Origin of the sequence: Stella humosa, assembly GCF_006738645.1 — a bacterium.
Classification (GTDB): Bacteria; Pseudomonadota; Alphaproteobacteria; order ATCC43930; family Allostellaceae; genus Allostella; species Allostella humosa.
Window position 1 is genome coordinate 4,669,896 of the sequence record NZ_AP019700.1, and the last position, 13,591, is coordinate 4,683,486.

Sequence of the window (13,591 nt, forward strand, 5' to 3'; positions counted from 1 at the left end):
TTCAGTTGCCGCTTCGCACGTCGTCGTTGCGGAAGAGCGGTTGGGAGCCCCCGCCGCGGCCGGACGGCGCCGGAGCGGGACGCGAGAAAAGTTCGCCGAACCAGCCGCCGCCGCGCCGGTCGTCGGCCACGGGCGGCGGCACCATGGCCATAGGCGGCGCATAGGACGGGAACGGCCGGGGCTGGGTGCCCTTCACCGCCTCCTGCATGAAGGCGCGCCAGATGGTGGCGGGCACCGAGCCACCCGTCACGCCCTTCATCGGCTGGCCGTCGTCGTTGCCGACCCAGACGACGGCCACCAGGTCCGGTGTCCAGCCGACGAACCAGGCGTCGCGATGATCCTGGGTGGTGCCGGTCTTGCCGGCGGCCGGCCGGCCGATGTTGGCCGCGCGCGCCGTGCCGCGCTCGATGGTGCCGGACAGCATGCGGTTCATCTCGGCCGCATAGTCCGCCTGCACCACCCGGCCGGGGCCGGAGCCGCTGCGGCGGTAGAGGATGCGCCCCGTCCGGTCGCGGATCTCGCGGATGCCATAGGGGATGGCGCCGTTGCCGTCGTTGGCGAGCGGCGCCAGCGCGCCCGCCAGCTCCACCGGCGACACCTCGCTGGTGCCGAGCGCCAGGCTGGCGTCGCGGCCGAGCTCGCTGGTGATGCCCATGCGATGGGCGACCGCGATCACCCGCTCCACGCCGATGCGCTGGACGAGCTGGACCGCCACCGTGTTGATCGACTGCGCCAGGGCGTCAGCCAGGCTCATCTCGCCGAGGTAGCGGCCGTTGAAGTTCTTCGGCGACCAGTTCTTCACCCGCACCGGCTGGTCGACCACCAGCGTCTCGGCCCGCCAGCCCGATTCCAGGGCGGCCAGCCACACGAACGGCTTGAAGGACGAGCCCGGCTGGCGCTGCGCCTGGGCCGCGCGGTTGAACTGGCTTTCCGCATAGTCGCGGCCGCCCACCATCGCCTGCACGCCGCCATCGGGCGCCATGGCGACCAGGGCCGCCTGCCCCACCCCGCCCTTGGCCCCCTCGACCGACAGGCCGTTGGCGACGGCCCATTCCGCCAGCCCCTGCATGCGCGGCTGGAAGGTGGTGACGACCGTCAGGTCGTCGGTCGCCTGGCCGACATATCCGGCCACCTGCTCCATCGCCCAGTCGGCGAAGTAGCGGTTGCCCTGGGACGGGCCGGAGACGCGGGCGAGCTGGCTGCGGTTGGTCTTGGCGGCCTCCGCCTCGTTGCGCGTCAGGAAGCCCGCCTCGACCATATTGTCCAGCACCTCGCCCGCGCGCGCCGCCGCCAGGTCCGGGTCGCGCAGCGGGTTGAGGCGCGAGGGCGCCTTGGGCAATCCTGCCAGGACGGCCGCCTCGTAGAGGCTGAGCTTCGTTGCCGGCTTGGCGAAATAGCGCCGGGCGGCGGCGTCGATGCCATAGGTGCCCGAGCCGAAATAGATCCGGTTCAGGTAGATGGTCAGGATCTCGTCCTTGGTGAAGCGGCGCTCCAGCCAGAAGGCGAGGAGCGCTTCCTGCACCTTGCGCCGGGTCGTGCGGTCCTGGGTCAGGAACAGGTTCTTGGCGAGCTGCTGGGTGATCGTGCTGCCGCCTTCCACCACCCGGCCGGCACGGATGTTCTGGTAGATGGCGCGCGCCACGCCCAAGAGGTCGACGCCGAAATGCTGGTAGAAGCGCCGGTCCTCGGTCGCCAGCAGGGCCGCCGGCATGTGCGAGGGCAGGTCGCGGAGTTGGACGGCCTCGCCATGGACGTCGCCGAAGGTCGCCATGACGCTGCCGTCGACCGCCAGCAGGGTGACGCTCGGCCGCCGCTCCACCCCGGCCAGGTTGCGCGTGTCGGGCAAGTCGTAGGCGTACCAGGCGACGACACCCAGCACCGCCACCAGCCCCCAGATGCCGAGGATCATCGTCCAGCGGAAGAGGAACCCCATCACCGACCGGCGCCGTTTCGGCCGCTTCGGCCCCGCTTCACCCGCCCCCTGCTCGGCCACGTTCTGCTCCTGCCCTGGCCCCCGGCTGCGACTCCGGGCTTCATCCGGGCGATGGTATCGCCAGCCGGATGGCTATTTTCAGGCGTATCGGCGCCCTCAGCGCGGCTGCATGCGGATGGCGCCGTCGAGCCGGATGCACTCGCCGTTGATCATCGTGTTCTCGACGATGTGGCGGGCGAGGCTGGCATATTCCTCCGGCGTGCCGAAGCGGCTGGGGAAGGGCACGCTGGCGGCGAGGCTGTCCTGGACCGCCTGCGGCATGCCGAGCAGCATCGGCGTGGCGAAGAGGCCGGGCGCGATGGCGTTGACGCGAATGCCCGAGCGGGCGAACTCGCGCGCGGCCGGCATCGTCAGCGCCACCACGCCGCCCTTGGAGGCGGCATAGGCGGCCTGGCCGATCTGTCCCTCGAAGGCCGCGACCGAGGCGGTCGACACGATCACGCCGCGCTCGCCATCGGCCAGGGCTTCCAGCCCCTGCATGTCGGCGGCCACCAGCCGCATCATGTTGAAGGTGCCGATCAGGTTGACCTCGATCACCCGGCGGAAATCGTCGAGCGCCACCGCCCCGTCCCGGCCGACGATGCGCTGGGCGGGCGCGATGCCGGCGCAGTTGACGAGGATGCGGGCGGCCCCATGGCGCTCGCGCCCCGCCGCCACGGCGGCTGCCCCGGCCTCGGCGCTGGTGACGTCGGCGGCTACCGCCAGCCCGCCGATCTCGCCCGCCACCTGCTCGGCCGGGCCGGCCTTCACGTCGACCACGGTCACCCTGGCACCAGCCGCCGCCAGCATCCGCGCCGTAGCTGCCCCCAGCCCCGACCCACCACCCGTGACGATCGCGGCAACCCCGTCGATTTTCATGGTCCTGTTCCCCGGCCAAGTTCGATGCAGCGTCTTAGCAGCCCTGCGCGTCCCGGTCATTGTGGCACGAACGCTCGAGCACGACGCGCGGGGCGGGCTTGCGGGTGCGCGGGGCCGCCGCCTAGAACATCGCCATGCCCAGATCCCACGCGGCCCGACCCAACCTCGCCGATGTCCCCCGCCCCGCCCTGATCCTGGGATTCCTCGGGCTGATCCCTTTCGTGGCGGGCGCCGCCGGCGCCTGGGTGCTGGAGGCCGGGCAAGCCGGGCTCGCCATCCCGCTGCAGTTTTTTTACGCCTCGGCGGTCCTGTCCTTCCTGGGGGCCGTCCATTGGGGCCTGGCGATCGGCGACTTCGGGCCGGAGCCAAACGGCACGAGCTGGGGCCGGCTCGGCTGGAGCGTGATCCCGGCGCTGGCCGGATGGCTGCTGACGGCGCTGGAGTTCGAGCCGGTCACCATGGGCACGGCCCTGACGATCGCCTTCCCGATCGTCCTGGTGGCCGACATAGTGGCGACGCGCCGCGGGCTGGCGCCGGACTGGTATCCGGCGCTGCGCATCCCGCTGACGGTCATCGCCACCCTGGCGCTGGCGGCGTCCACCCTGCGCTTCGTTTTCCCGCCCGGCGCCTGACGGGCGATCAGGGCCGGCTGCGCGGCACCGTGGCGCTGGCGGTGGTGGCCGCCCGGACGCGGCTGACCTTGGCCTCGCGGTGGGCGATGTAGAGACCCGACAGGCCGATGATGGCCGCACCCAGGAAGGTGTATTCGTCCGGCCACTCGGCGAAGAAGATCAGCCCCAGCAGGGCCGAGAAGGGCAGCCGCAGATAGTCGAAGTTCATCACCACCGTGGCGTCGGCCACGGTGAAGCTGCGCGTCAGCGCCATGTGCCCGAGCGAGCCCATCGCCCCCATGGCAATGATCCACGGCCACATGTCCCAGGCCGGCCATTCCCACACGAACAAGGCCGGGATGAGCAGGAAGGGCGTGTAGTAGAGCGCCATCCAGGTGACGATGGCGTTGGCGGGCTCGGTCCGCGACAGTTGCTTGATGACGATGGTGTTGAGCGCGCTGGAGGCCGCCGACAGCAAGGCCGCGATCATGCCGGCATCGAGCGGCGTCCACCCCGGCCGCAGGATGACGACCGCCCCCAGGAATCCCACGATGATCGCCGACCAGCGGCGCATGCGCACCACCTCGCCCAGGAAGAACACCGCCAGCACGGTCGTGAACATGGGCGCGGTGAAGCTGAGCGCGGTCGAGGTGGCGAGCGGCAGGTGGGCGATGCTGTAGAAGGACGCCAGCATGCCCAGCACCCCCACCACCGCCCGGCGCAGGTAGAGCGGGTTGTGCCGGCCGAGCCCGGCGCGGCCGCCGCGGATCATCAGCGGCACCATGAAGAGCAGCCCGAAGAAGATGCGGAAGAAGGCCGCCTGGAAGGGCGGCAGCCCGCGCTCGGCCGTCAGCCAGCGGATCAGCGTGTTGAGGCAGGAGAAGAGGATCGCCGCGATCAGCATCCAGATCGCCCCCTGGATGGGGGGCGGCAGGTCATTCATCCAATGGTCGAACTGGCGCTTCAGGGGCATGGGAACCGGGTCCGGGTCTGGGGGCGGGCAGAGCACCCTCGGATCGGGGCTTCGGGCGGGCGGGTTCAAGGCTAAGTGGTGGCGGCCGGCCGTACCAGCCTTGATCGACGCAATCCGTGGCACTTCGGCCGATTGCCCGCGGCCTGCTAGCATGGCACCCGCCCAATCCCCGCCCGGAGCATCCCGATGTTTGCAGCATGCCGCTGGCTGAACGAGCCGGCCGACTGGCGGCTCGGCCCCGATGGCCTGTCCGTCACCACCGACGGCCAGACCGATTTCTGGCGCCAGACCCACTACGGCTTCGTGCGCGACAGCGGGCATTTCTTCGGCCGCCCGGTCGAGGCGCCGTTCGTGGCGACCTTGCGCGTGCGCGCCCGCTACCAGGCGCTCTACGACCAGGCGGGCATCATGGTCCGCGTCGATGAGAGCCACTGGATCAAGGCCGGGATCGAGCAGGTCGACGGGGCCGCCACGCTGGGCAGCGTCCTGACCGCCGGCCGGTCGGACTGGGCGACCGGCCCCTTTGCCGGCGACCCCGCCGACCTGTGGCTGCGCGTGGAGGTCGGAGCCGGCGTCCTGCAACTCCACGCGTCGCCGGACGGCCAGCGCTGGCAGCTCGCCCGCATGTGCCCGTTCCCAGAGGCCGCCAGCTACGCCGTCGGGCCGATGTGCTGCACGCCCGAGCGGGCCGGGCTGGAGGCGATCTTCAGCGATTTCACGGTCGGGCGGCAGGCTGCGCCGAAGTAGCGGCCCGCGGCCCATCGTCCGCCGGCCGGCGCCGTATCCGCTCCTGCGTCACCCGGTTGCGCCCGGCCTGCTTGGAGCGATATAGGCACTGGTCGGCGAGTTCGAAGATCGAGCCCGGGTTCATCGAGCCGCGGAAGAGCGCTACGCCGAACGAGGCCGTGACGACCCCGCCGGGGTTGCCGGGATGTTCGATGCGGAGCCGTTCGATCGCCGCGCGCAGGCGCTCGAACATGGCGCCGGCGCCGTCTGCCGAGCGGTGCTTGCCGATGACCACGAACTCCTCCCCGCCGATGCGGAACAGTTCGTCGTCCTCGCCGCCCAGCGCGGTGGACAGGGCTTCGGCGATGCGGACGAGGACCGAATCCCCCGCGGCATGGCCGTATCGATCATTGTATCCCTTGAAATGGTCGACATCGATGATCGCCATGCCCTTGAGGAGCCCGTCGTCGGGCCGCAGGACGAAATCGGGAAACCGCCTGGCATAGGCGCGGCGATTGGGGATGCCGGTCAGCGGGTCGCGCCGCGCGTGCCAGGCCTCGGTCACATCGGTGAATATCCAGATGCGCCCATGATCGCGCTCGGCCTGCATGAAGGGCACGCTGCGCCGGGACATGATCCGACCGTCCTTGAACGATACGAAATCCTGAGTGCGCTCGTGCGAGCCGTAGAGCCGTTCAACCTCGGCCTGGAAGGCGGCAGGATCCTCGATCTGTTCCATGGCGTGGCGCAGCAATGCGGCCTGGTCGCCCGACTGGACGAGGCCGGCCGGCATCTGCCAGAGCTGCTCGAACGCCTTGTTGGCATAGACCAGGGTCCGTTCCGGGCCGATCAGCAGGACGCCATCCGGCAACAGGTCGAGGGTACGCTCGAACACGGAGCGGATTTCCTCCGGCTCGCTGGCCTCGGGCAGCCTGGTCGCAACCGGGTCGGGCAAGCCGGCCGGTACGACCGAGATTGCAATGTCCATGTCCGGGGCGACCCGCAGAAGCAGGCGGATCAGGTGTTCCAGGTCGGTGTCGGCTGCCTTGCCACGACGGATGCGGTCCAACTGGGCAGCGGAATTGCCCGCCCCCGCATCGGCCGTCGCGGGCGACAGGCCATCGGAATCCAGCAGGGCCACGATCCGTCGCGCCAATTCCTGCCGCAGCCGCGCCACGGCGGCATCCGTGCGCCCACCGGCGCCGGTCCGGGAGGTCACGTCCAGCCCCTCCGAACTTCCATTCGGTATCTCCCCTTCCCGGCGCCGACTGGCCGTGGCGGGATGCTAGTGCATGTCGCCGGCCGCCGCCGACAGAATCCTCGGCGAATTTTATACCGACCGGGCCGCCATCATCCGGAACATCGAGCGATACGCGTCGAGCGCCAGGTCGGCGAGCGCGCAGGCGTCCTCGATGGCGTGCCATTCCAGGGCGGTATGCTCGTCGTTTGCCAACCGGGGTTCGCCGCCGGACCAGGACCGCACGACGTGCATGTGGTAGGTCGCCTCGCCCCTCGCCTGGGGACCGGTGTCCGCCACCGTGCACAGGCTCTCCCAGGCGACTGGGACGATGCCGAGTTCCTCGGCCAGTTCCCGGCGCAGGGCCTCGTCCATGCTCTCGCCGTTCTCGACCAGGCCGCCGATCACGTCCCATTTGCCGGCATAGGCCCGCCGGTGCGGCGACCGCAGCCCGAGCAGGACGCGCCCATCCGCCACCAGGATAGCGCACGCATAGTGCCGCATCGTCGTCCTCGTCCCGCCAGCCACCCCGTCCGGGGTCCCTTATCGTTGCGCCTGCGGGTGGCTGGCGTCTATACCCGGTCGGGACCCGAAAGCTTGGAGGATCGGCCTTGTCGGCACCGCTCTGGCAGCCATCGGCGGAGCGCATCGCTGCCGCGACCATCACCCGCTTCATCGACTGGCTGGCCGCGCGCGAGCCCTCGGCACCCACCGCGCACGCCTATGCCCCGCTCCATGCCTGGTCGCTGGCCGAGCCGATGCGCTTCTGGAACGCGGTGTGGGATTTCTGCAGCGTAGTCGGCGACAAGGGCCCAGCCCCCCACTTGGTCGACGCCGACCGGATGCCGGGCGCGCGCTGGTTCCCGGCCGCCCGCCTGAACTTCGCGCAGAACCTGCTGCGCCGGCGCGACGATGCGGACGCCATCGTCTTCTGGGGAGAGGCCGCCGTCCGGCGGCGGATGTCCTTCGCCGAGCTGTACGACGCCGTCTCCTCCACCGCCCAGGCGCTGGCGGCGGCTGGCGTCGGGGCCGGCGACCGGGTCGCGGGCTACCTGCCCAACATGCCCGAGGCCGTGATCGCCATGCTGGCGGCCGCCAGCATCGGTGCCATCTGGTCCTCGTCCTCGCCCGATTTCGGCGTGCAGGGGGTGCTCGACCGCTTCGGCCAGATCGAGCCCAAGGTGCTGGTCGCGGCCGAGGGCTACTACTACAACGGTCGGACCTTCGACCAGACCGACAAGCTGGCCGCCATCATGGCCGGCCTGCCCACGGTCGAGCGGCTGGTCGTCGTCGGCTACACCCGCGAGCGGGCGCCGCTGGACCGTCTCGGGCCCCGCGCGGTGCACTGGCAGGATTTCCTGGCGGCCCACCCGCCGGCCGACATCGCCTTTGCCGCCCTGCCCTTCGACCATCCGCTCTTCATCATGTACTCGTCCGGCACCACGGGCGTGCCGAAATGCATCGTCCACGGCGCCGGCGGCACGCTGCTGCAGCACCTGAAGGAACACCGGCTGCATTCCGACACCAGCCGCGACGACCGCGCCTTCTACTTCACCACCTGCGGCTGGATGATGTGGAACTGGCTGGTTTCGGCCCTGGCCGCCGAGGCGACCCTGCTGCTCTATGACGGCTCGCCCTTCCACCCGGACGGCAACGTGCTGTGGAACCTGGCCGACGCCGAGCGGATGACGCTGTTCGGTACGTCGGCCAAGTATATCGACGCGCTTGCCAAGGCCGGGCTGGAGCCGATGGCGACCCACGACCTCGGCACCGTGCGCGCGATCGCGTCCACCGGGTCGCCGCTGGCGCCGGAGGGGTTCGAGTACGTCTATCGCGCGGTGAAGAAGGACGTCTGCCTGTCGTCAATCTCGGGCGGGACGGACATCATCTCATGCTTCGCGCTGGGCAACCCGATCGGCCCGGTCTGGGCGGGCGAGCTGCAGGTGCGGGGCCTGGGCATGGCGGTCGCGGTCTATGACGACGAGGGCCGCCCCGTGCGCGAGGAAAAGGGCGAACTGGTCTGCACCGCCCCCTTCCCCTCCATGCCGATCTATTTCTGGAACGATCCCGCGGGCGCCAAGTACCGCGCGGCCTATTTCGAGCGGTTCCCCGGCATCTGGTGCCATGGCGACTATGTCGAGCTGACCGCCCATGACGGGCTCGTCATCTATGGCCGGTCGGACGCGGTGCTGAACCCCGGCGGCGTGCGCATCGGCACGGCCGAGATCTATCGCCAGGTCGAGCAGCTACCGGAGGTGGTGGAGAGCCTGGTGATCGGCCAAGACTGGGACCATGACGTGCGCGTGGTGCTGTTCGTGCGCCTCCGCGAGGGCATGGTGCTGGACGAGGCGCTGGCAGAGCGCATCCGCCGCCAGGTGCGCGCCAACGCCACGCCGCGCCACGTGCCGGCCCGCATCCTCCAGGTGGGCGACATCCCGCGCACCAAGAGCGGCAAGATCGTCGAGCTGGCGGTGCGCAACGTCGTCCATGGCCGGCCGGTGAAGAACATCGAGGCGCTGGCCAATCCGGAAGCGCTCGATCAGTTTCGCGACCGCCAGGAGCTGGCGGTCTGAGCGGCGCTGCCGGGGCTGCCACAAAGATTCCACTGTGCAACCCCGGCACCGTCGCGCAATTGTCCTTTCGACGCGGGGTTCGTTGCCCCGCGCACGCATGAACAGGGAGTTCGGCATGGCCTTGGCGTTCCGGAAGCTCTCCGCCGGGGTGGCGGCTGCTGCATTGCTGGTCTTCTGCACGCCGGCCGAGGCGGTCGATCAGGCGGCAATCAAGAAGGATGTCGACCAGATCATCACGGCCGTCCGCCGTGCCGCCGGCCCCGGGCCGGGGTTGCAGTTCGACGGCCAGGCGACGGTGCGCGAGCAGGCCGGCGAGGTCGTCGTCACCTTCCCCACCATCACCAGCAAGGGGCCGGAAGGCGGCATGGTGCTGCGGCCGATCACGCTGCGCATCAAGGACATCGATGCCGACCAGCAGCAGGTGACGATCCAGTTGCCGCCGCGCGTCGACGCGACCGGGCCGGACGGCAAGCCGATGCTGTCGCTGGTGATCGGCGCGCAGAACCTGGCCGGCGTGTGGCGCAAGTCGATCCAGAATTTCGAATCCCTCAACATGGCGCTCGACCGCGTGACGGTGCAGGACCCGGCCCAGAAGGCGCTGGTGGAGATCCAGCGCATCTCGGCCACCGGCGGCGTGAAGGAAGGCATCCCCGGCGTCTGGAGCGGGTCTATCAAGGTGGCCGTCGACGGCACTAAGGTGGCCGCCCCCGACGGCACGGCCGTCACCATCGGCAGCACCTTTTATGAATATTCGCTGAAGGACGCGCGCCTAGTGGAGCTTGCGAAGCTGACGGACGCGGCCGGCGTCTCGCTGGCCAATCCGCGCCTGCTGATCTCCGGCGGGGCGGTCAGCCAGCAGCAGTGGCAGCAGATCATCGACATGGTGGCGCAGCTGCCGACTCTGGTCGGCGGCATGTCGATCCTCTACGGCGTCTCCGACCTCAGCATCACCCACCCGATGATGGGGCCGCAGCCGATGTTCCGGGCCGAGAACCTGGCCTTCGGCTTCGGCGTCGCCAATGACGGTGCCGGCGGCGCGTCGCTGTCGCTCGGCATCGACCTGAAGCGCATGCTGGGGCCGAGCGAGCTGCCGATCGACATCCCGGCCGTCGCCATCCCGCATTCCTTCGACCTGCGCATCGAGATCGACCAGTTGCCGACGGGCGCGGTGTGGGATGCCTTCTTCGGCACGCTGCGCCAGCAGTTCGCCCGCGCGCCCCAGGCCCGACCGGGCCAGCGCGCGCCCTCGCCCGAGGAACTGCTGGAGGGTGCCGCCGGTGCCGCCTTCGGCGCCAGCCTGCCGGTCGCCATGGACAGTTTCGCCAAGGCGCGCCCGCAGATCCATGTCCGCAGCCTATCGCTGGCGTTCCCGGAAGCGCGCATCGACGGCGTCGGCACGGTGCGCTTCGCGCCCGAGGCGCCGCAGATGGCCAGCGGCAGCTTCGACGTGAAGCTGGCCGGCCTCGACGACCTGATCGAGAAGCTGGGCCGCGCGCCCAAGAGCGACGAGGAGGCAACCGCCGTCGTGGCGCTCACCTTCCTGCGCGGCCTGGGCAAGCCGACGCCGGGCCCGGGCGGCAAGCCGATCTACGTCATCCAGATCCAGATGGCCGAGGACGGCAAGGTGATGGCCAACGGCATCGACGCCATGAAGGTGATCGAGCTGCTCGACAAGTCGCGCTGACCCGACCGCCGCGCCGCCGGGGCTCCACCCCGGCGGCGCGGGGTCACTTCGCCTTGGGCTTGGCCCGGGGCGGCAGCACCCCGCGGCCCAGGAACCAGGCCGGCACCATCGCGCAGATGAAGATGATCGAGACCGCGATGAAGGCGTCCTGGAAGGCCATCGTGTTGGCCTGCGCGTAGATGACGCGGCCGAGGAAATTGTAGGCCATGCCCGTGCGCTCCACGCCCTGGAGCCCGGCTTCCCCCACCAGACGCTTCAACTGGTCGATATAGGCCAGCGTGTCGGCGTTGCCCGCCGTCTGCGTCGCCGTCAGGATCTCGGCGTGGAAGGCGGTGCGGTACTCGATGATGAAGGCCAGGCCGTTCACGCCGAAGGCCGCGCCCATCATGCGGATGAAGTTGATGGCGCCCGAGCCCTGGCCGATCAGGCTGGCGGGCAGCGCCCGCAACGCGCTCGAATTGACGTTGGAGACGACGAACGCCAGGCCCGCGCGGCCGAAGGTGACGAGGAACACCATCATCCACCAGCCGGTGTTCACGTCGCAGCCGGCCAGGAAGAAGCCGGCCGTGGCGAAGGTGAAGAGGCCGAAGAGAATCGGCCCGTGCGGGCGGACATAGTCCGACAGCCGGCCGGCGATCGGGAACAGGAAGACCAGCACGATCCCGGCCGGCATCAGCATCATGCCCGCACCGGTCGGCGTGAGCTGCAATATCTGCTGGGCGAAGAGCGGGATCAGGTACATCGAGCCGAACATGCCGGCGCCGAACACCAGCGCCACCACCGAGGCGCAGGCGAAGCGCGGCACGCGGTAGAGCGCCATGTTCAGCATCGGCGTCGGGATGAACAGCTCCCACAGGATCAGCGCCACGGCGGCGATGATGGCGACCGTCACCAGCAGCACCAGCTCGATCGATTCCCAGCCCCAGCGCTGGCCGTTGGAGAGCGCGTTCAGCAGGCAGGTGACGGCGACCACGATCAGCGCCAGCCCGATCCAGTCGAAGCGCGTGCGCGGCGCGCTCATGTCGCGGCCCGGCAGGAAGACGAAGGCCATCATGATGCCGAGCGCGCACATCGGCAGGCTGCCGAGGAAGACGTAGCGCCAGCCGAAGGCATCGACGATCAGCCCGCCGAAGGTGGGGCCCAGCGCCGGGCCCAGGATCACCCCCATGCCGAAGATGCCGCTCGCCAGCCCGCGGTCGTTGGGCGGGAAGAGCTGGAAGATGGTCATGAGCGCCAGCGGCTGCGAGATGCCGGCGCACGCGCCCTGCACCACGCGCGCCAGGATCACCATCTCGATCACGTCGGCCGATTCGCCGACCAGGGCCGCCACCGAGAAGATGCCCATGGCGGCGATGAAGATGGCGCGCGCGCCGAAGCGGTCGCGCAGCCAGGCGACGGTCGGCATGGCCGCCGTGCTGGCCGCCAGGAAGCCGGTCGACAGCCAGTGCGCCTTGTCCTGCCCGACACCGAAGGCGCCCATCACGTCCGGGATGGCGACGTTAGTCATGGTCGAGGACAGGATGCTGGCCAGCATCCCGCACAGCACGGTGGCCGTCGCCAGCCACTTGTAGGCGGGGCCTAGCTCGGCGCGCCCAGCCTCAGCGACCGCCGACATCGACGACCACCTCGACCATCATCCCGGGCGACAGGAGGATATCCTTGGTTTCGATGTCGATGCGCACCGGCAGCCGCTGGGTGACCTTGGTGAAGTTGCCGCTGGGGTTGGGCGTCGGCAGCAGCGCGAAGTTGCTGGTGGCGGTGCTGCCGATCCGCGTCACCCGCCCGACGACCGTCTTGCCGGGATAGGCATCGACCTTGATGTCGACCGCCTGGCCGGCGGCCAGCCGGCCGATCTGCGTCTCGCGGATGTTGGCCTCTATGCGCACGTCGCGCGGGTCGTGCACCATGACGATGCGCTGGCCGGCATCGACGAACTCGCCCGGGCGCATGAAGCGCCGGTCGACCACGCCGTCGACCGGGCTGCGGATGGTGCGGTCCTCGACATCGGTGCGCACCCGGCCCAGGCGCGCCGTGACCTCGGCCTCGCGGTGGCGCAGGCGCTCGATCTCCTGTTGCAGCATGCCGATCTGCAGGCGTTCGGTCTCGACCTCGGCCTGCTTGGCACGCGCTCCGGCGACGTCGGCCTGGGCGCGCGCACTGGCGTGCTGGGCCTGGAAAAAGGCGGTCCGCACGCGATCCCAGTCGCGCTGGGCCATGACGCGCGCCTGCACCAGTTGCTCGCCGCGCTGGTACTCCTCGCGCGCCAGCGCCAGCTCGGAGCCGCGCGCGGCCAGCACCGCCTGGAGGGCCTGGACCTGGGCGCGCTCGCTGTCGGCGCGGGTCTGGGTGCGCTCCTCGATCAGACGGATCTCCGCCTCGGCGCGAGCGCGCTCGGCGGCAAAGCCCGCCTGCTCGGCCGCCAACTGCTGCAACTGGAACTGTCCGTCGCGCGCATCCACCCTGGCCAGGACCTGGCCCTTGGCGATGCGATCGCCCTCCTCCACCGCCAGTTCGACCAGCAGGCCGGCAACGCGGCTGGAGATCACGGTCATGTCGGCGACGATGCGGGCGTCGGTCTCGTAGACATGGACCGTGCGGTCATGCACCCAGTTCGCGGCGAACGCGATCAGGGCGGCGGTCGCCACCACCACGATGCCGATCAGCAGGCGCTTGCGCCGCTGCCGGGGATCGGCGACGCGGGTCGCGGTTCCAAGCTTCAGGTCCGGGGCGATGTCGTTCATCGACGTCGCTCGCCCGCGGTGAGGCGGCGGGCGCTACGCCAGCAGGGGAATGTCATCAGACCGAAGTTGTCCGCCGGCCCGGGCAGGGTCCGTGCGCCTTCCGTCATTGCAGGTCAAAAAAAGCTACACACCATGGCCCGTTTCGGTCGCGGTTTCCACTGCTTTCCCGCCGAAATCTTGTGCATGCATGCAGTC

At 70.1% G+C, this 13,591-nt stretch carries 11 protein-coding genes; 4 read left to right on the forward strand and 7 right to left on the reverse strand.

Features of this window, described 5'->3' with window-relative positions; genetic code table 11:
• Position 1 precedes the first annotated feature (1 nt).
• Together STVA_RS21880 and STVA_RS21885 are read right to left on the reverse strand one after the other, a co-directional pair.
• Complete coding sequence (locus STVA_RS21880; RefSeq protein WP_197735705.1) at positions 2–1,993, reverse strand: transglycosylase domain-containing protein; 1,992 nt, start codon at positions 1,991–1,993, stop codon at positions 2–4.
• A gap of 96 nt (positions 1,994–2,089) precedes the next feature.
• Positions 2,090–2,851, reverse strand: a complete 762-nt coding sequence (locus STVA_RS21885; RefSeq protein WP_123692082.1) for an SDR family NAD(P)-dependent oxidoreductase — start codon at positions 2,849–2,851, stop codon at positions 2,090–2,092.
• Between the two features lie 134 nt (positions 2,852–2,985).
• Between STVA_RS21885 and STVA_RS21890 the strand changes: the two genes are divergently transcribed.
• On the forward strand, positions 2,986–3,483 hold the full coding sequence (locus STVA_RS21890) for a DUF3429 domain-containing protein (RefSeq protein WP_123692084.1): 498 nt from the start codon (positions 2,986–2,988) through the stop codon (positions 3,481–3,483).
• A 7-nt stretch (positions 3,484–3,490) separates the two neighbouring features.
• Here the strand turns inward: STVA_RS21890 and STVA_RS21895 are convergent, their stop codons facing one another.
• Positions 3,491–4,435, reverse strand: a complete 945-nt coding sequence (locus STVA_RS21895) for a DMT family transporter (protein ID WP_170216575.1) — start codon at positions 4,433–4,435, stop codon at positions 3,491–3,493.
• Between the two features lie 186 nt (positions 4,436–4,621).
• On the opposite strand from STVA_RS21895, the gene STVA_RS21900 reads away from it, so the two are divergent.
• Positions 4,622–5,182 carry a DUF1349 domain-containing protein gene (locus STVA_RS21900; protein WP_123692088.1) on the forward strand — a complete coding sequence of 187 codons (561 nt, stop codon included), beginning with the start codon at positions 4,622–4,624 and terminating at the stop codon, positions 5,180–5,182.
• On the opposite strand, the gene STVA_RS21905 is transcribed toward STVA_RS21900, so the two are convergent.
• Together STVA_RS21905 and STVA_RS21910 are read right to left on the reverse strand one after the other, a co-directional pair.
• Positions 5,151–6,380 (reverse strand): GGDEF domain-containing protein, encoded by a 1,230-nt coding sequence (locus STVA_RS21905; protein ID WP_123692090.1) that lies wholly within the window; start codon positions 6,378–6,380, stop codon positions 5,151–5,153. The two genes, STVA_RS21900 and STVA_RS21905, sit on opposite strands and share 32 nt — an antisense overlap.
• A 111-nt stretch (positions 6,381–6,491) precedes the next feature.
• Positions 6,492–6,902 (reverse strand): NUDIX domain-containing protein, encoded by a 411-nt coding sequence (locus STVA_RS21910; protein ID WP_123692092.1) that lies wholly within the window; start codon positions 6,900–6,902, stop codon positions 6,492–6,494.
• 107 nt (positions 6,903–7,009) lie between these two features.
• On the opposite strand from STVA_RS21910, the gene STVA_RS21915 reads away from it, so the two are divergent.
• Positions 7,010–8,971, forward strand: a complete 1,962-nt coding sequence (locus tag STVA_RS21915; RefSeq protein WP_123692094.1) for an acetoacetate--CoA ligase — start codon at positions 7,010–7,012, stop codon at positions 8,969–8,971.
• 115 nt (positions 8,972–9,086) lie between these two features.
• Positions 9,087–10,655, forward strand: a complete 1,569-nt coding sequence (locus STVA_RS21920; RefSeq protein WP_142235856.1) for a hypothetical protein — start codon at positions 9,087–9,089, stop codon at positions 10,653–10,655.
• A gap of 43 nt (positions 10,656–10,698) precedes the next feature.
• Here the strand turns inward: STVA_RS21920 and STVA_RS21925 are convergent, their stop codons facing one another.
• Together STVA_RS21925 and STVA_RS21930 are read right to left on the reverse strand one after the other, a co-directional pair.
• Positions 10,699–12,270 carry a DHA2 family efflux MFS transporter permease subunit gene (locus STVA_RS21925; RefSeq protein ID WP_123692098.1) on the reverse strand — a complete coding sequence of 524 codons (1,572 nt, stop codon included), beginning with the start codon at positions 12,268–12,270 and terminating at the stop codon, positions 10,699–10,701.
• On the reverse strand, positions 12,254–13,396 hold the full coding sequence (locus STVA_RS21930) for an HlyD family secretion protein (RefSeq protein WP_123692100.1): 1,143 nt from the start codon (positions 13,394–13,396) through the stop codon (positions 12,254–12,256). Before STVA_RS21930 ends, STVA_RS21925 begins: the two co-directional genes overlap by 17 nt.
• Positions 13,397–13,591 lie beyond the last annotated feature (195 nt).